The organism is Bacillus sp. BD59S, assembly GCF_007363175.1.
Lineage (GTDB): Bacteria > Bacillota > Bacilli > Bacillales > Bacillaceae_G > Bacillus_A > Bacillus_A pacificus.
In genome coordinates, this window is the sequence record NZ_CP034686.1 from 3,538,865 (window position 1) to 3,556,384 (window position 17,520).

General features: G+C 37.8%; 19 protein-coding genes. All 19 read right to left on the reverse strand.

Features of this window, described 5'->3' with window-relative positions; translation table 11 throughout:
• Positions 1–47: 47 nt before the first annotated feature.
• Positions 48–1,439 carry an ATP-dependent protease ATPase subunit HslU gene (gene hslU / locus EKQ63_RS20390; RefSeq protein WP_000550082.1) on the reverse strand — a complete coding sequence of 464 codons (1,392 nt, stop codon included), beginning with the start codon at positions 1,437–1,439 and terminating at the stop codon, positions 48–50.
• 22 nt (positions 1,440–1,461) lie between these two features.
• Complete coding sequence (hslV, locus tag EKQ63_RS20395; RefSeq protein ID WP_000526272.1) at positions 1,462–2,004, reverse strand: ATP-dependent protease proteolytic subunit HslV; 543 nt, start codon at positions 2,002–2,004, stop codon at positions 1,462–1,464.
• A 42-nt stretch (positions 2,005–2,046) separates the two neighbouring features.
• Positions 2,047–2,946, reverse strand: a complete 900-nt coding sequence (xerC, locus tag EKQ63_RS20400) for a tyrosine recombinase XerC (protein WP_087954498.1) — start codon at positions 2,944–2,946, stop codon at positions 2,047–2,049.
• Between the two features lie 65 nt (positions 2,947–3,011).
• The gene (trmFO, locus tag EKQ63_RS20405) at positions 3,012–4,316 is read right to left on the reverse strand and encodes an FADH(2)-oxidizing methylenetetrahydrofolate--tRNA-(uracil(54)-C(5))-methyltransferase TrmFO (RefSeq protein ID WP_002028254.1); all 1,305 of its coding nucleotides are present in this window, start codon (positions 4,314–4,316) and stop codon (positions 3,012–3,014) included.
• Between the two features lie 50 nt (positions 4,317–4,366).
• Positions 4,367–6,445 (reverse strand): type I DNA topoisomerase, encoded by a 2,079-nt coding sequence (gene topA / locus EKQ63_RS20410; RefSeq protein ID WP_046198501.1) that lies wholly within the window; start codon positions 6,443–6,445, stop codon positions 4,367–4,369.
• A gap of 144 nt (positions 6,446–6,589) precedes the next feature.
• Positions 6,590–7,459, reverse strand: coding sequence for a DNA-processing protein DprA (gene dprA, locus EKQ63_RS20415; protein ID WP_087954497.1), 870 nt, complete (start codon positions 7,457–7,459; stop codon positions 6,590–6,592).
• A gap of 87 nt (positions 7,460–7,546) precedes the next feature.
• A complete protein-coding gene (gene sucD, locus EKQ63_RS20420) occupies positions 7,547–8,449 on the reverse strand; it encodes a succinate--CoA ligase subunit alpha (protein ID WP_000115178.1) in 903 nt (300 codons plus the stop codon).
• 19 nt (positions 8,450–8,468) lie between these two features.
• Positions 8,469–9,629, reverse strand: coding sequence for an ADP-forming succinate--CoA ligase subunit beta (gene sucC / locus EKQ63_RS20425; protein ID WP_001020785.1), 1,161 nt, complete (start codon positions 9,627–9,629; stop codon positions 8,469–8,471).
• 193 nt (positions 9,630–9,822) lie between these two features.
• Positions 9,823–10,596, reverse strand: coding sequence for a ribonuclease HII (rnhB, locus tag EKQ63_RS20430; protein ID WP_087954496.1), 774 nt, complete (start codon positions 10,594–10,596; stop codon positions 9,823–9,825).
• A 52-nt stretch (positions 10,597–10,648) separates the two neighbouring features.
• Positions 10,649–11,539, reverse strand: a complete 891-nt coding sequence (ylqF, locus tag EKQ63_RS20435) for a ribosome biogenesis GTPase YlqF (protein WP_000236700.1) — start codon at positions 11,537–11,539, stop codon at positions 10,649–10,651.
• Between the two features lie 20 nt (positions 11,540–11,559).
• On the reverse strand, positions 11,560–12,111 hold the full coding sequence (gene lepB, locus EKQ63_RS20440) for a signal peptidase I (RefSeq protein WP_000711857.1): 552 nt from the start codon (positions 12,109–12,111) through the stop codon (positions 11,560–11,562).
• Positions 12,112–12,212: 101 nt separating this feature from the next.
• Positions 12,213–12,557 (reverse strand): 50S ribosomal protein L19, encoded by a 345-nt coding sequence (rplS, locus tag EKQ63_RS20445; protein ID WP_001186516.1) that lies wholly within the window; start codon positions 12,555–12,557, stop codon positions 12,213–12,215.
• Between the two features lie 146 nt (positions 12,558–12,703).
• The gene (trmD, locus tag EKQ63_RS20450) at positions 12,704–13,438 is read right to left on the reverse strand and encodes a tRNA (guanosine(37)-N1)-methyltransferase TrmD (RefSeq protein WP_000686892.1); all 735 of its coding nucleotides are present in this window, start codon (positions 13,436–13,438) and stop codon (positions 12,704–12,706) included.
• On the reverse strand, positions 13,438–13,953 hold the full coding sequence (gene rimM, locus EKQ63_RS20455) for a ribosome maturation factor RimM (RefSeq protein ID WP_000170268.1): 516 nt from the start codon (positions 13,951–13,953) through the stop codon (positions 13,438–13,440). The genes trmD and rimM overlap by 1 nt, the downstream gene beginning before the upstream one ends.
• 121 nt (positions 13,954–14,074) lie before the next feature.
• Entirely contained in the window at positions 14,075–14,302 is a 228-nt protein-coding gene (locus EKQ63_RS20460; RefSeq protein WP_000737398.1) for a KH domain-containing protein, read from the reverse strand.
• Between the two features lie 14 nt (positions 14,303–14,316).
• The gene (rpsP, locus tag EKQ63_RS20465) at positions 14,317–14,589 is read right to left on the reverse strand and encodes a 30S ribosomal protein S16 (protein ID WP_000268750.1); all 273 of its coding nucleotides are present in this window, start codon (positions 14,587–14,589) and stop codon (positions 14,317–14,319) included.
• 100 nt (positions 14,590–14,689) lie between these two features.
• The gene (gene ffh / locus EKQ63_RS20470; RefSeq protein WP_087954495.1) at positions 14,690–16,039 is read right to left on the reverse strand and encodes a signal recognition particle protein; all 1,350 of its coding nucleotides are present in this window, start codon (positions 16,037–16,039) and stop codon (positions 14,690–14,692) included.
• Between the two features lie 12 nt (positions 16,040–16,051).
• Positions 16,052–16,384: a putative DNA-binding protein gene (locus EKQ63_RS20475; RefSeq protein WP_000891062.1), complete on the reverse strand. Its 333-nt coding sequence runs from the start codon at positions 16,382–16,384 to the stop codon at positions 16,052–16,054.
• A gap of 133 nt (positions 16,385–16,517) precedes the next feature.
• Positions 16,518–17,507: a signal recognition particle-docking protein FtsY gene (ftsY, locus tag EKQ63_RS20480; protein WP_087954494.1), complete on the reverse strand. Its 990-nt coding sequence runs from the start codon at positions 17,505–17,507 to the stop codon at positions 16,518–16,520.
• Positions 17,508–17,520: the final 13 nt, after the last annotated feature.

The window sequence follows — 17,520 nt, forward strand, 5'->3', positions numbered from 1 at the left end:
TATTTTTTCATCACTTGGAAACTAGGGCGAGTCACCTGATGACACTATTACAAAATAAACTGGCTCACATCTTTATTTTTAGCAATCGTTGCTAATTTCTCCTCAACGTATTGAGGTGTTATCGTTATTTTCTCTAACGTAATTTCAGATGCTTCAAACGATAAATCTTCAAGGAGCTTCTCCATAATCGTATGAAGTCTTCTTGCTCCAATATTATCTGTATCCTGATTAACTTGATAAGCAATCTCAGCAATCTTACGAATAGCTTCGTCTGAAAATTCAATTTCTATACCTTCAGTCGCTAATAAAGCCATATATTGTTTAATTAACGCATTGTCAGGCTCGATTAATATTTTAACAAAATCATCAGTTGATAATTTTGTTAATTCTACTCGAATCGGAAATCTCCCTTGCAATTCCGGAATTAAATCTGACGGTTTAGACATATGAAACGCTCCAGCTGCAACGAATAAAATATAATCCGTTTTTACTGATCCGTATTTTGTCGCAACATTTGATCCTTCTACAATTGGTAAAATGTCACGTTGCACACCTTCACGTGATACATCTACACTATTCGACTGCTTACCAGCAATTTTGTCAATTTCATCGATAAAAATAATCCCGAGCTGTTCAGCACGATAAACAGCCTCTTGTGTAACTTCATCCATATCAATTAAGCGCTGTGCTTCCTCATTTGTCAAGACTTTTCTTGCTTCTTTTACAGAAAGTTTACGTTTTTTTGTTTTTTTCGGCATAAAACTTCCTAATGCATCTTGGAAATTCATTCCCATTTGTTCCATGCCAGTTCCTTGCAACATATCAAACATGGAAGACTGTTGTTCAGTCACTTCAATTGATACAATTTCATCTTCAAGAAGTCCTGCAGCAAGCTTTCTTTCTACATCTTGACGTTTCTTTTCGATTTCAACATCTTCCTGTGAATCTGTTGTTTGATTCGAATTTTGAGCGCCACCAAATAGCATTTCTAATGGGTTTTTAAATCCAGATTGCTTCTCCGGACTCGGTACTAAAATTTCAACAAGACGTTGGTTCGCTTGTTCTTCTGCTTTGTCTTGTACTTTAACTACCATTTCTTCTTTCACAATACGAACTGACGTTTCCACAAGGTCACGTACCATCGATTCTACATCTCTACCTACATATCCAACTTCTGTAAATTTCGTAGCTTCAACCTTAATAAAAGGTGCTCCAACGAGTTTCGCCATTCGTCGTGCTACCTCTGTTTTACCAACACCTGTTGGACCAATCATTAAAATATTTTTAGGTGCAATTTCATCACGTAGATTTTCAGCTAATTTACTTCGGCGGTATCGATTTCTTAAAGCTACAGCAACCGCTTTCTTCGCATCTTTTTGACCGATAATGTATTGATCTAATTTTTCCACAATTTGACGCGGAGTAAAATGTAAATGCATATAAAATGCCTCCCTTACGATTCTACAATTCTTCCACAATTATGTTGTGGTTTGTATAAACACAAATATCGCCAGCAATTTCTAAACTCGCTTTCGCAATTTGCTTCGCTGTTAAATGTTCACTTGCATATTGTTTTAAAGCACGACCTGCTGAGAGCGCATAATTCCCGCCAGATCCAATTGCTAAAATACCATCATCCGGTTCAATCACTTCTCCCGTACCTGAAACAAGGAGCATAGTTGTTTTATCCATGACAATGAGCATCGCTTCTAGCTGACGTAACATTTTGTCACCGCGCCATTGCTTCGCCATCTCAACAGCAGCACGCTGCAAGTTTCCATTATACTCTTCTAATTTCCCTTCAAACATTTCAAAAAGAGTAAATGCATCAGCAACCGAACCCGCAAAACCAGCTAAAACTTTCCCTTGAAAAAGTTTACGAACCTTACGAGCTGTATGTTTCATTACAACAGCATTTCCCATTGTCACCTGGCCATCTCCAGCCATTGCACATTCTCCATTATGATGAACTGCAAATATCGTTGTAGCATGGAAATTTCCCATAGAAAAAACTCCTTTATATGTTTTTATAGCTTTAAAAGCAATTTATGCCCGTGGGTGATGCTTCATGTAGACAGAACGCAATCTTTCTTTAGAGACATGCGTATAAATTTGTGTCGTAGACAAATTTTCATGACCGAGTAGCTCCTGTACAGTACGTAAATCTGCCCCTTCATCTAACATATGTGTAGCAAATGTATGCCTTAACATATGAGGACTTATCCGCATTGTCAGTGAAGCTTTCTTAATGAGTTCATTTAATACATAGCGTACTCCTCGACTTGTCAGCGGCGTGCCTTTCGCATTTAAAAATACCATATGAGATTGTTCTTCAGTTTTCTTGGCTAACTGTTTTCTCCCGTTCTCTATATAAGTAATTAAAGCATCTTGTGCATAGCTCCCGAACGGAATATACCTTTGTTTTTTTCCTTTTCCCGTTACTAAAATTGTTCCCACCGCGAAGTCAATATCGGTAAGTTGTAAATTGACACATTCACTCACACGGATCCCAGTCGCATACATCAACTCTAATAAAGCTTGATTCCTTTGACCTAGCGGCGTTTCTGTGTCGGAAACTTCAAATAATTCCTCTAATTCTTCAGCATATAAAAACTTTGGGATTGACAATTCTTTTTTGGGGAGTGACGCAAGTGCAAACGGATTATCTTTCAGATAACCTTCACGCATCAAAAAACGATATAAACTTCTTAAGCTTGATACTTTTCTTGCGACAGATTTACGGGCTAACTTTTCATCGTGCAACGTCGTTAAGTACAAACGAACATCCGCGTATGTAATATCTAAAAAAGAGGATATGCCTTCTTGCTCCATAAATTGCACAAAATGTTCTAAATCATTTTGATAACTTGCAATTGTATATTTTGAATAATTTCTTTCAATTTGTAAATATCCAACGAATAATTGTAACAATTTCTTCACATTCACACAATTCACCTCAATAAAGGCTACTAAATCGTATCACAACTTAGTAGCCTTTGCAAGAAATTTAACTAAATATTTACAAAATTTCGAATCGTTTCTAAAGCGCGTGTTGCATAGGCTTCATTACGTTCTGCTTTCTTCTTAATTTTCTTCTCTAACGGTGCAAACAGACCGAAGTTTGCATTCATCGGTTGGAAATTTTTCGCATTTGTCGCAGTAATATAATTCGCCATACTTCCCATTGCAGTTACAGGCGGTAATACAACCGGCTCTTCACCTTTCACAAGTCGAGCAGCGTTGATACCTGCTAGCAATCCTGAAGCTGCCGATTCAACATATCCCTCCACTCCAGTCATTTGACCAGCGAAGAATAAATCATCACGTTGTTTATATTGGTATGTTGGACGAAGCAAGTTAGGTGAATTAATAAACGTATTACGATGCATTACACCATAACGGACAATCTCTGCGTTTTCCAGTCCTGGAATCAACTGTAACACTTCTTTTTGCGGTCCCCATTTTAAATGCGTTTGGAAACCTACAATATTGTATAACGTTCCCGCTGCATCATCTTGGCGTAACTGAACAACAGCATATGGCGTTTTCCCTGTTTTCGGATCTTCTAATCCAACAGGTTTCATCGGTCCAAATACTAGTGTTTGTCTTCCTCTACTTGCCATAACTTCTACTGGCATACAACCTTCAAAGAAAATTTCTTTTTCAAATTCTTTTAAAGGTACTGTTTCAGCAGCGATTAAAGCCTCGTAAAAACGGTCAAATTCCTCTTCCGTCATTGGACAGTTTAAATATGCCGCTTCACCTTTATCGTAACGAGATTTTAAATATACTTTATTCATATCAATGCTGTCTTTCTCAACAATCGGTGCTGCAGCATCATAGAAATAAAAGTAGTCTTCACCCGTTAACTCTTTTAATTGCGCAGAAAGATCAGGCGACGTAAGTGGACCTGTCGCGATCACTGTAGGACCTTCTGGAATTTCAGTAATTTCTTCATTCACCACAGTTACGTTCGGATGGTTTTTCACATATTCCGTTACTTTTGCCGCAAATTCATGACGATCTACCGCTAAAGCCCCTCCTGCTGGTACTGAGCACTCATCAGCTGCACGAATAATAACAGAATCCATTAAACGCATTTCTTCTTTAATAACACCAACAGCATTTGTTAATGTGTTTGCGCGAAGCGAGTTACTACATACTAATTCTGCAAATTTATCTGTGTGATGAGCTGGCGTTTGCCTTACCGGTCTCATTTCGTATAATCTTACTTGGACACCACGTTTTGCAATTTGGTAAGCTGCTTCACTTCCTGCAAGACCTGCGCCAATGACGTTTACTACTTGTGTTGTCATATATTTATCACCTTTCCTTTTCTTCCCGAAAAAAATGTGAGCAGTTACGCTCACATTTGTTGTTCTTCTTCATAATCACACGAAATACATTGTACTTGTACGCCTTTTTTCAACTTCTTCTCTACTAGCATACCTTCACACTTCGGACATTTACGGCCAATCGGCTTATCCCAAGATACAAAGTCACACTCTGGATACGTACCGCACCCATAGAAAAGACGTTTCTTTTTATTACTACGACGTTCAATAATTTGACCTTTATCACATTTCGGACAAGTAACACCGATTTCTTTCACAATCGGTTTTGTATTACGACAATCTGGGAAATTCGAGCAAGCCATAAATTTCCCGTATTTACCCATTTTAAAGACCATTGGGTGATTACATAATTCACAATCTTCCCCAGCTGGTTCATCTTTAATTTCCACTTCGCGCATTTCTTTTTCCGCTTTTTCTAAACGCGGTTCAAATCCTACGTAGAAATCATCAACAATTTTTACCCAATTTGCATTTCCTTCTTCTACTTCATCGAGGCTTTGCTCCATGTTAGCAGTAAATTCAATGTTAATAATTTCTGGGAAAAACTCTAAAATAAGTTCAATTACTATTTCACCTAGTTCAGTTGGAACGAAGCGTTTATTATCCAAACCTACATATCCACGTTTTTGAATTGTTTCAAGTGTCGGTACGTAAGTCGACGGTCTTCCAATTCCAAGCTCTTCAAGTGTTCTTACTAAACGAGCCTCTGTATAGCGCGGCGGAGGTTGTGTAAAGTGTTGCTTCGGTTCTAAATCCTTCGAAAATACGGTTTCCCCTACTTCTAAAGGTGGCAACATCTTATCCTTTTCTTCAGCCCCATCATCTTTCGACTCTACATACACTTTCATAAATCCTGGAAACTTTACAACCGATCCACTTGCACGGAACTGAACATTATTATTAATGAGTCTCGCTGTCACAGTATCCATTATAGCAGACGCCATTTGACTTGCAACAAATCGCTCCCAAATCAATTTATACAATCGAAGTTGATCCCGACTTAAGAAACTCTTTAGTTCCTCTGGCTTTCTCATTACCGAAGTAGGACGAATTGCCTCATGCGCATCTTGTGCGTTTGACTTCTTCGTTTCTTTCTTCTTTTCTGTTCCTATGTATTCCGTACCAAACGCCTCAGTAATATACGTACGTGCCTCTGTTTGAGCTGTTTCTGAGATACGTGTTGAATCAGTTCTCATATACGTAATAAGACCTACAGTTCCTTGTTTTCCAAGATCGATTCCTTCATACAATTGCTGCGCAAGCATCATCGTTTTCTTTGCTCGCATGTTTAACTTACGCGCTGCCTCTTGTTGCAAGGAAGATGTTGTAAATGGTAATGCAGGATTACGTTTTCGCTCTTTTCGCGTTACATTTTCAACTGAGAACGCATTATCTTTCAGCCGTTCAATTATTTCATTCACTTGTGTTTCATTCGTTAATTGAACTTTTTCACCATCTACACCGTAAAAGCTTGCTTCAAATGTGTCTTTCCCTTTCACAAATTCTGTCTTAATTGTCCAGAATTCTTCAGGCTCGAAACTTTGAATTTCTCTTTCACGTTCGATTATTAAACGAACTGCTACAGATTGTACGCGTCCTGCACTTAATCCTTTTTTTACTTTCTTCCATAATAAAGGACTAATATTGTAACCAACAAGACGATCTAGTATACGTCTTGCTTGTTGTGCATCTACTAAATCCATGTTAATCGCACGAGGATGTTTGAATGATTCCTTTATTGCATCTTTTGTAATCTCATTAAACACAACTCGGCAATCTGATTCAACGTCCACATTTAACGTATTAGCTAAATGCCAAGCAATAGCTTCCCCTTCACGGTCTGGATCGGCCGCGAGATAGACTTTCTTTGCTTTTTTTGCTGCTGATTTTAAGTCTTTTAAGACGGGACCTTTACCACGAATGGTAATATACTTCGGGGTGAAGTTGTTCTTTACTTCTATCCCCATTTGGCTTTTAGGTAAATCGCGAACGTGTCCCATAGACGCGACAACTTTGTATTTTTTCCCTAAATATTTCTCAATGGTCTTCGCCTTAGAAGGCGACTCCACGATTACGAGGTAATCTGACATGCTAGTGCCTCCTTAAGAGGTGGATTCAAGTCTTCATTAATCTTATTGATTTCTCTTGTTTTTGTCAATCAAGAATGAATATACCATACAGTGCCTATCTACCATTTGTCAATAATTGTTTAATAAAAACATAAAAATATAAGGTTAATTTAAAATCTCTTCCAGTATATCTTCTGCATTTCTTACTAGTTTCGCTCCTTGTTGAATGAGATGATTTGTTCCTGATGCACTATCTATAAATATAGGTCCAGGAAGTGCAAATACCTCTCTATTTTGCTCTAGAGCAAGGTCTGCGGTAATAAGTGTTCCACTTCTCGATTTCGCTTCTACAACTAAAACCCCTTTACTTATACCACTAATAATCCGATTCCTTTTTGGAAAATACCATTTTTTCGGTGCATAGTGCGGAGGATACTCTGTTAATAACAATATATATTCATTCCACACTTCATATAAATATTGATTCTCTTTTGGATATATATACGATAATCCATGTCCTAGTATCGCAATTGTCGGGCAATGCCGTCTTACTGTAATTTCATGAGACATCGTATCTATCCCTCTTGCAAATCCACTGACAATAAGCCATTCCTTTTCTAATAATGGATGTAAAATAAATTTCAAACTTTCATATCCATATAAAGTCGGTTCTCTCGTTCCAACAACCGCTAATTTGTTCGCTTTATTGAGGAAATCCTTCTCTCCTTTTCCATATAACACAAAGGGAGGATCTTGTATTTCACGTAATAATTTTGGATACTCTTCATCCCATATTGTCATATAAAAGAATCGATTTTTCTCTAAATAAGATATATATTGTGGGAGATTTGAACTTTGAAGAAAATTTACTAATTCTGAAGATTTTTTTGAGGATATTCCAGTGTAACATTCAATTTGTTTTGCATTAAAATTGTATATTTCCTTTAATTCTGGATCGACATATAATAGCCTCTCTATCGCCTTCCAATGGTCTGCTAACAAGTAATGTAGATGTAATAATCGTTCTCTTTTCATCTCAATTCTCCTTACCCATAATTTTTATTATGTAAACAAGAATTTGGTAAAAAGACACCTTCAAGCAAGAAGGTGCCTTTCAACAGATTAGTAGTTTTTACAAGTCTCAAATAGACCTTTTTCTTTTAAGACAGAGATTAGCGTTTCACCCATAACTGCTGGAGTTTCCGCTACTTTAATACCACAAGCTTCCATCGTTTTAATCTTTTCTGCAGCAGTTCCTTTGCCGCCAGAAATGATTGCGCCAGCATGACCCATACGCTTGCCAGCAGGCGCTGTTTGGCCGCCAATGAAGCCTACAACAGGTTTTGTCATATTAGCTTTCACCCATTCAGCTGCCTCTTCTTCCGCTGTACCACCGATTTCACCAATCATAATTACAGCATGTGTTTCTTCATCTTCATTAAATGCTTTTAACGCATCAATAAAGTCTGTACCGTTAACAGGGTCTCCGCCGATACCTACAGCCGTAGATTGACCAATACCTTCTTGTGTTAACTGATGTACAGCCTCATACGTTAATGTACCAGAGCGAGATACGATACCTACATGACCTTTTTTATGAATGTATCCTGGCATAATACCGATTTTACATTCATCCGGCGTGATAACACCTGGGCAGTTCGGTCCAAGTAAACGTGTATGTTTACCAGCCATATATCTCTTTACATTTACCATATCTAATACAGGAATTCCTTCAGTAATACATACTACTAAATCAATTTCTGCATCAACTGCTTCCATAATTGCATCAGCCGCAAAAGCGGGTGGAACGTATACAACTGAAGCGTTTGCGCCTGTTGCTTTCACTGCATCTTCTACAGTATCAAATACTGGTACACCTTCAATATCAGTGCCACCTTTACCTGGCGTTACACCACCGACAATTTTCGTACCGTATTCAATCATTTGTTTTGTGTGGAATAACCCTTGAGAACCTGTAATACCTTGAACAATAACTTTTGTATCTTTATTAACTAATACGCTCATTTTTCTCCCCCGCTTTCTATTAGCCCACTAGTGAAACAATTTTTTGTGCACCGTCTGCCATAGATTCTGCTGCAACAATATTTAAGCCAGACTCATTTAAAATTTTCTTACCTAACTCTACGTTTGTACCTTCAAGACGTACAACTAAAGGCAATTCAAGACCTACTTGTTTCGTTGCTTCAATAACACCTTCTGCAATAACATCACACTTCATAATGCCACCAAAAATGTTAACGAAGATACCTTTTACATTTTTGTCAGAAAGGATAATTTTGAATGCTTCTGTAACTTTTTCAGCTGTCGCACCGCCACCAACATCTAAGAAGTTAGCTGGATCGCCATGGTAATGTTTAATGATATCCATAGTAGCCATCGCTAAACCTGCACCATTAACCATACAACCGATATTTCCATCTAAAGGAATGTAGTTTAAGTCATATTTAGAAGCTTCGATTTCTTTTGCATCTTCTTCATCAAGGTCACGAAGTTCTAAAATGTCTTTATGGCGATATAAAGCATTAGAATCAAAGTTTAGTTTCGCATCTAATGCCATAACTTTACCGTCACCTGTTGTAACAAGTGGGTTAATCTCCGCGATAGAGCAATCTTTTTCGATAAACGCACGGTATAAGCCCATCATAAACTTCACAGCTTGTCCTACAAGCTCTTTTGGAATATTGATGTTAAATGCAATTCGGCGTGCTTGGAAGCCTTGTAAGCCTACTGCTGGATCAATATATTCTTTAAAGATTTTTTCAGGTGTTTTTTCTGCTACTTCTTCAATTTCTGTTCCGCCTTCTTCAGATGCCATTAAAACAACTTGAGAAGTTGCACGGTCTAAAACAAGACCTACATAATATTCTTTTTTAATATCGCAACCTTCTTCGATAAGTAAGCGTTTTACTTCCTTACCTTCAGGACCTGTTTGATGTGTCACAAGTGTAGTTCCTAAAATGCTCTCTGCATATGTACGAACTTCATCTAAATTTTTTGCAACTTTTACTCCGCCAGCTTTGCCGCGTCCACCAGCGTGAATTTGTGCTTTCACTACACATACATCCGTTCCTAATTCTTTCGCCGCTTCTACAGCTTCTTCTACTGTAAATGCAACCTTCCCGTTCGGAACGCTAACCCCATAGCTTCTAAGGACTGCCTTACCTTGGTACTCATGGATATTCATGGTCCCATCCTCCCCTGTTTTCCTGTTTTACTCGAAAAGTTTTTTAATGTTTAAAAAACATTACATTGCCATTGTATAAGATGATTGGCACGCTGTCTACAATAAAGTGTCAGAAAACTGAAATCGCTTTATTCTTTTTGGGAAATAGTAATGTTTATATGTCAAAATAAAAAATAAGCTGCGTTTTCGCAGCTTATTTTTGAATCATATCTTTAATTGGCGCAAACGATTTTCGATGTTCTTCTAATATGCCATGCGCTTCAATCGCTTCTAAATGTTGTTTTGTGCCATATCCCATATGTTGTTCAAATCCATATGCAGGATACTTTTCTCCAAGCTCTTTCATCATACGATCTCTCGTTACTTTCGCAATAATGGATGCAGCTGAAATAGAAATACTTTTTGCATCACCTTTAATAATAGATGTTTGCGGAATTGGTGTAGGGAGTTTCATCGCATCAATTAATAAATATTGTGGTGTACAAGATAAATTCGCAACAGCATCTAACATCGCTTGTTTCGTCGCTTGATAAATATTTATTTCATCAATAACTTGCGGTGATACAATTCCAACTCCAATTGCAATTGCTTGCGCTTTAATTTCATCATAAAAACGTTCTCGCTTCGCCTCACTCAGCTTTTTCGAATCGTTTAATCCTGGAATATAAAAGCCTTCCGGAAGAACAACAGCTGCCGTCACAACAGGCCCAGCTAGCGGTCCACGACCTACTTCATCTATACCTGCGATATATGTGAGACCTTTTTCACGTAACGCATTTTCATACTTAGACATTTCCAAAAATTTTTCTTTTTCCTTTTGTGCTAACTCTTTTTGTTTATACCACTTCGAGATGAGTTTTTGTACCCCTTTACGTTCATCTTTTATTAATATCTGAAAGCGGTCGTCCTCTTCACTCCTAATTTCTTGTAGTAAATGTTCCGCCTCTTGAATAGTCACTTTTTGCATTCATGCCACTCCTTTTATATACAAAAAAAGAAAAGACGTACAAACGCACGTCTTATACTTCTTCTACTTTTTCTGCATCTTCTGTCTGCTCCGCAAACTCTTCTGGTGTTTCAAACGTCATTTTTCCAAGTTTGCCACCACGAAGCTCACGAAGTACAAGTTCAGATGTTTTATCATAATCAATCATTCCGCCGCCCATTAAACAGCCTCTATTTTTTCCAATCGCATCAAATAACTCCACGATGTCTTCTGGAATGTCATTTAAATTATAGCGCTCTTTTAATCGCTCTGGGTAATGTTTCTCCATAAAACGTAGCGCATAAACAGCTACGTCTTGTAGATTTAAAATAGAATCTTTAATTGCACCAGTCGTAGCTAGACGTAACCCAACTAATTGGTCTTCAAATTTAGGCCATAAAATACCTGGCGTATCTAACAGCTCCATTTCTTTCCCAACCTTAATCCATTGCTGAGCTGTTGTCACACCAGGACGATCCCCTGTTTTAGCAATATTTTTCTTCGCTAACTTATTAATCAACGTAGATTTACCAACATTCGGTATCCCTACAATTAATGCACGAATCGCTCTCGGTCTAATACCTTTTGCAACCATTTTATCAAATTTCTCTTTCACTAACACTTTACAAGCCGCTGCAATTTCCTTCATGCCTTGTCCAGCCTGTGCGTTAATTGAAATTGCCATATGACCTTTTTCTTTAAAATATGCGATCCATTGCTTTGTTAAACGATCGTCTGCCATATCCGCTTTATTTAAAACAACAAGCCTCGGTTTATGTGTAATAATCTCATCGATCATCGGATTTCGAGAAGATAAAGGTAATCGAGCATCTACAAGCTCAATTACAACATCAATTAACTTTAATTTTTCTGTTACTTGGCGTCTAGCCTTTGCCATATGTCCTGGGAACCATTGAATTACCATGTTGCCACCTTCTTTTTCTTTTATTTCACAATACGAGCATCTTTTAACGGCCAATATAGTATATTTGCCTTTCCAATCACTTGGTCCATTGAAATTGTACCAATGGAACGGCTATCTTTACTAAAACGACGATTATCGCCTAAAACAAATAATTGACCTTCTGGAACAGTTTTCTTCCCTGTCATCTCTTCAAGAGTGAAATCATATGTAAGCGGTCCGTCAGCAATTTGTTTTTTCTGCTTGTCTAAATACGGCTCCTCATAAGCCTTTCCGTTAACATATAGTTTATCATTACGATACTCTATTTCATCGCCTGGTAGGCCGATAATACGCTTAATATAATCTTTATCTTCCGTTGCTCGGAATACAATAATATCAAATCGTTTCGGATCTCCTATGTGATAACCAATTTTATTAACTATCATTCGATCGCGATCATGTAATGTGGACGCCATCGATACTCCATCTACGAGAATTGGCGCAAAGAAAAACTGTCTAATAACACCTGCTAATACAACAGCTATCAAAATTGCCTTGATCCATTCCCAAAGTGAACTCTTTTCTTTCTTCATGCTTTTCCCCTCCACGATTATGTAAGCTGATCGTATTATATCAAAATTTTATATAGATTGGAAAAAGGGAGCTTGTGCATTTACAAGCTCCCATACATGTCTTATCGAATTTCTTTAATACGTGCTTTTTTACCGCGAAGGTTACGTAAGTAGTATAACTTAGCACGACGTACTTTACCACGGCGAAGTACTTCGATTTTCGCGATTCTTGGCGTGTGAACTGGGAATGTACGTTCTACACCTACACCGTAAGAAATCTTACGAACTGTGAATGTTTCACTGATTCCGCCACCACGACGTTTAATTACAACACCTTCGAAAAGCTGAATTCTTTCACGAGTTCCCTCAACTACTTTTACGTGTACACGTAAAGTGTCTCCAGGACGGAATGAAGGAAGGTCAGTTTTTAATTGGCCTTTTGTAATTTCTGCGATTAATTGTTGCATATTAAATTCTCTCCTTTAAACAGATGCTCTTATAAAGTCTAAATAAATTACAGCGGAACATCGTTAATACGGCCACTGATTTCAGTAGCACAAGTGTTATAATAGCATATTGCTAGGGCTGTTGCAATAGAAAATATATCAAGCCCTTATTTGCCTTCTTTAATCTGTTCTAGCCATTTCTTTTCTTGCTTAGACAATTCTCGTTCTTCTAGTAAATCCGGTCTACGCGTGTACGTACGACGCAACGATTCTTTATGTCGCCATTCATCAATATTTTTATGATTTCCCGACATTAATACATCTGGCACTTTCATACCACGAAAATCAGCTGGACGTGTATAATGAGGGTGCTCTAATAAACCTGTACTAAACGAATCCTCGACTTGTGAAGCATGGTTTCCTAGTACTCCTGGCAGGAGACGTACGACACTATCAGTTATAACCATAGAGGCTAACTCTCCACCCGTTAATACGTAGTCACCGATAGAAATCTCATCTGTTACGAGATGTTCACGAATTCGTTCGTCATATCCTTCATAATGCCCACATACAAAGATTAAATGTTCTTCCTCTGCAAGCTCTTCCGCTTTCTTCTGAGTAAACCTTTCACCTTGCGGACACATTAAGACAACTCGCGGCTTACGCTCTGTCTCTTTCGTTAAATCTTCTACAGCATCAAAAATAGGCTGAGGAGTTAATACCATCCCAGCGCCGCCACCATACGGATAATCATCCACACTATTATGCTTACTCGTTGTATAATCGCGGAAATTGACAACACGAAGCTCTACCGCTTCTTTTTCTTGTGCTTTCTTTAAAATTGAAGATCCAAACACACCTGTAAACATATCTGGAAACAAAGTTAAAATGTCAATTTTCATTATAGTAGCCCTTCCATTACATGAATGGTTACTAATTTATTTTCAATGTTAACTTGAAGTACAACATCATCAATATAAGGAATTAACAGATCTTGACCTTTTGGGCGTTTAATTACCCAAACATCATTTGCACCAGGAGATAAAACTTCTTTTATTGTCCCTAACGCTTCTCCTTCTTCCGTTACAACGTTGCAACCAATAATTTCATGATAGTAGTATTCACCTTCAGCTAGTTCGCCTAATTGATCTTCAGGCACTTTTAAAAGAGAACCTTTAAACTGTTCTACTTCATTTACATTCCCGTATCCTTCAAATGTCAATAAGTCAAATGTTTTATGTTGACGATGAGAAGTAATCTTTACTGGGAAAGGCTCTCCACCTTTTTCATTCGATATGTATAACGTATTCCCTACTTTATATCGCTCTTCTGGAAAATCAGTACGAGAAACCACGCGAATTTCTCCTTTTACGCCATGAGTATTTACAATTTTCCCTACGTTAAACCATTTTGTCATAAACAGTATGTCACCCCTGGTTTCTATATAAATTAAGCATCCCCATTTCACATATGGAACATGCAACTTCTCTTTAAATGTTAAAAAAGGGAGAGGAAATAACTCCTCGCCCTTTTTACGTTTATTGAATTTCCAGTGTTACTTTTTCACTATTGTGATGTCCCACTGAATACAAGAGCATTCGAATTGCTTTCGCAACTTTCCCTTGCTTTCCAATGACTTTTCCAACATCCTCAGGATGTACAGTTAATCGATACTTTATCTCTCCGTTGTAAAGTTCCTGTGTAACTTTTACATCTTCAGGATGATCGACAAGAGGCTTGACAATCGTCTCGACTAACTTCTTCATAGTCATTGCCTCAATTACTTACCTTGTTTAGATAAGTGGAATTTCTCCATGATACCTTGGTTAGAGAATAAGTTACGAACTGTATCAGATGGTTTAGCACCATTTCCTAACCATTTTAATGCTGCTTCTTCGTTGATCTTAACTTCAGCTGGTTGAGCAACCGGATTGTAAGTACCGATTTCCTCAATGAAACGTCCGTCACGAGGAGAACGAGAATCTGCAACAACTACACGATAGAAAGGAGTTTTTTTAGCTCCCATACGTTTTAAACGAATTTTAACTGCCATTTATAAAGCACCTCCGAATTTATTTCACACAGATAATTATATTAGCAAAAAGACTATTGCTTTGTAAAGTATTTTTTCTTAACAGAGCCATCTTTTTTCCTTACATGAATGGAAACTTCAATCCACCTAGTCCTTTTTTCTTACCTTTTTGCATCCCAGTCATCGTTTTCATCATCTTTTTCATATCATCAAATTGCTTGATTAAACGATTGATTTCTTGTACCGTTGTACCGCTACCTTTGGCAATGCGTTTTTTGCGACTAGCATTGATTATTTCCGGTTGTTCTCGCTCTAATTTAGTCATAGAACGAATAATCGCCTCAATATGCCCAATTTGTTTTTCATCAACTTGTGCATTTTTCAGCCCTTTAATTTTATTTGCACCAGGAAGCATTCCTAACAATTCATCAAGCGGTCCAAGTTGACGCACTTGTCCAAGTTGTTCTAGGAAATCGTCAAGTGTAAACGAAAGCGTACGCATTTTTTGCTCAAGTTCTTTTGCTTTCTCTTCATCAACTGTAGCTTGCGCTTTTTCAATTAATGTTAAGACGTCTCCCATCCCTAAAATACGGGATGCCATACGTTCTGGATGGAACGCTTCAAGTGCATCTAGTTTTTCACCCATACCAGCAAATTTAATTGGCGTATTCGTAACAGCTTTAATAGACAATGCCGCACCACCGCGCGTATCACCATCCAGCTTCGTTAATACAACCCCTGTTAAACCTAACTGTTCATGGAAACTTTGTGCAACATTAACCGCGTCTTGTCCTGTCATCGCATCGACAACAAGGAAAATTTCATCCGGTTTCGCAACTTCTTTCACTTTCGCTAATTCATCCATTAGTTCTTCATCAATATGCAGGCGACCTGCTGTATCAATTAAAACATAATCATGATGTTCTTCTTTCGCTTTTGCAATCGCTTGTTTCGCAATTTCAACAGGACTTACTTGATCTCCTAAAGAGAATACAGGCATGTCCAATTGCTTCCCTAATGTTTCAAGCTGTTTAATCGCTGCAGGACGGTAAATATCTGCCGCAACAAGCATCGGTTTACGATTATGCTTTTTACGAAGCAAATTCGCAAGCTTACCTGTCGTCGTTGTTTTACCTGCACCTTGCAGACCAACCATCATAATAACAGTCGGTGGCTTATTAGCAACAGCAATTTTGCTTTGCTCTCCGCCCATAAGTTCTGTAAGTTCTTCCTGTACAACTTTAATTACTTGTTGTCCAGGTGTCAAACTTTTCATTACATCTTGTCCGACAGCACGTTCAGATACACGCTTTACAAAATCTTTTACTACTTTAAAGTTAACGTCCGCTTCTAAAAGAGCTAGACGAACTTCTCTCATCATTTCTTTCACATCGGCTTCAGAAACTTTTCCTTTGCCGCGGATTTTTTGCATCGTCTGTTGAAGTCGGTCGGCTAATCCTTCAAATGCCATATTGCCGCCCTCCTAATCTAATTTTTCGATAGCTTCAACAACTTGTTTCATTTCTTCATTCACATGCTCTTCTTCGCTGATTAGCTGTTTTAGCTTTGCAACAAGTCGCTGTCGCTCTTGAAACTTTTGAAGTAATACTAATTTTTCTTCATATTCTTCAAGCATCGCTTCAGTCCGTTTAATGTTATCATACACGGCTTGGCGACTTACATCAAATTCTTCCGCAATTTCACCAAGAGATAAATCATCTAGATAATAAAGCGACATATAACTTCTTTGTTTTTGCGTTAACAACGATTGATAAAAATCAAATAAATAGTTCATTCTCGTTGTTTTTTCGAGCATGTTGGATCATCCTTTGTTAAGTGATTTCCCTTTACATGAATTAGTTTACATGGAGTACAAAAGAGTGTCAAGTTTTTTTCTTAACATCGCATATTTTTATAGAAAAAGAAGCGGAAAATACCGCTTCTTTCACTTATACTTCTTCTGTTTCTACTAAGTTCGCAAATAAACCATACACATATTGTTCTGGATCGAACTGTTGCAGATCATCCATTTGCTCTCCTAATCCAACGAATTTCACCGGTACATCCATTTCGTTACGAATTGCTAATACAATGCCACCTTTAGCAGTTCCATCTAATTTCGTTAAAACAATACCAGTCACATTCGTTGCTTCACGGAATGTTTTCGCTTGACTTAAACCGTTTTGTCCTGTTGTTGCATCAATAACAAGTAATACTTCATGAGGAGCTCCTGGTACTTCACGCTCAATTACACGCTTTACCTTCTCTAACTCTTTCATTAAGTTTACTTTATTTTGTAAACGTCCTGCTGTATCACATAGTAATACATCTACTTTACGTGCTTTTGCAGCTTGTACAGCGTCATACATAACCGCTGCTGGATCAGACCCTGATCCTTGTTTAATCACTTCTACCCCAACGCGATCGCCCCATACTTCTAATTGTTCAATCGCTCCAGCACGGAATGTATCTCCTGCTGCTAATAAGACAGACTTGCCTTCTGATTTAAATCTATGAGCCATCTTACCAATTGTTGTCGTTTTACCTACACCATTCACACCAACAAATAAAACAACTGTCAAGCCATCCTTTTGCACATTAATTTCATTAGTAAAATCGCTGTCACCTTTATAAATTTCTATTAATTTTTCCGAAATAACAGCTTGTACTTCTTTTGGATCTTGAATATTACGGCGTTGCACTTCTTCTTTCAGCTGGTCGATTAATTCCATCACTGTCGAAACGCCAACATCTGCACCGATTAAAATTTCTTCTAATTCTTCGAAGAAATCTTCATCTACTTTACGGTAACGAAAGACTAAATCATTTACTTTATCTGCAAACGAATTTCTCGTTTTTTCTAATCCTTGTTTAAACTTCTCTGTTACCGTATCTGTTTGTTTTGAAATTTTTTCTTTTAGTTTTTTAAAAAAGCTCATACTGTCCCATCCT

Bases quoted from the DNA above. Each gene is read 5' to 3' on its own strand.
- rplS (WP_001186516.1), bottom strand. From the start codon at position 12,557: ATGCAACAATTAATCGCAGAAATTACAAAAGGCCAATTAAAAACTGAC.
- ylqF (WP_000236700.1), bottom strand. From the start codon at position 11,539: ATGGTAATTCAATGGTTCCCAGGACATATGGCAAAGGCTAGACGCCAA.
- ffh (WP_087954495.1), bottom strand. From the start codon at position 16,039: ATGGCATTTGAAGGATTAGCCGACCGACTTCAACAGACGATGCAAAAA.
- sucD (WP_000115178.1), bottom strand. From the start codon at position 8,449: ATGAGCGTATTAGTTAATAAAGATACAAAAGTTATTGTTCAAGGTATT.
- trmD (WP_000686892.1), bottom strand. From the start codon at position 13,438: ATGAAAATTGACATTTTAACTTTGTTTCCAGATATGTTTACAGGTGTG.
- rpsP (WP_000268750.1), bottom strand. From the start codon at position 14,589: ATGGCAGTTAAAATTCGTTTAAAACGTATGGGAGCTAAAAAAACTCCT.
- ftsY (WP_087954494.1), bottom strand. From the start codon at position 17,507: ATGAGCTTTTTTAAAAAACTAAAAGAAAAAATTTCAAAACAAACAGAT.
- sucC (WP_001020785.1), bottom strand. From the start codon at position 9,629: ATGAATATCCATGAGTACCAAGGTAAGGCAGTCCTTAGAAGCTATGGG.
- rimM (WP_000170268.1), bottom strand. From the start codon at position 13,953: ATGACAAAATGGTTTAACGTAGGGAAAATTGTAAATACTCATGGCGTA.
- EKQ63_RS20460 (WP_000737398.1), bottom strand. From the start codon at position 14,302: ATGAAGAAGTTAGTCGAGACGATTGTCAAGCCTCTTGTCGATCATCCT.
- topA (WP_046198501.1), bottom strand. From the start codon at position 6,445: ATGTCAGATTACCTCGTAATCGTGGAGTCGCCTTCTAAGGCGAAGACC.
- rnhB (WP_087954496.1), bottom strand. From the start codon at position 10,596: ATGCAAAAAGTGACTATTCAAGAGGCGGAACATTTACTACAAGAAATT.
- hslV (WP_000526272.1), bottom strand. From the start codon at position 2,004: ATGGGAAATTTCCATGCTACAACGATATTTGCAGTTCATCATAATGGA.
- trmFO (WP_002028254.1), bottom strand. From the start codon at position 4,316: ATGACAACACAAGTAGTAAACGTCATTGGCGCAGGTCTTGCAGGAAGT.
- dprA (WP_087954497.1), bottom strand. From the start codon at position 7,459: ATGAAAAGAGAACGATTATTACATCTACATTACTTGTTAGCAGACCAT.
- EKQ63_RS20475 (WP_000891062.1), bottom strand. From the start codon at position 16,384: ATGCTCGAAAAAACAACGAGAATGAACTATTTATTTGATTTTTATCAA.
- lepB (WP_000711857.1), bottom strand. From the start codon at position 12,111: ATGAAGAAAGAAAAGAGTTCACTTTGGGAATGGATCAAGGCAATTTTG.
- hslU (WP_000550082.1), bottom strand. From the start codon at position 1,439: ATGCATTTACATTTTACTCCGCGTCAAATTGTGGAAAAATTAGATCAA.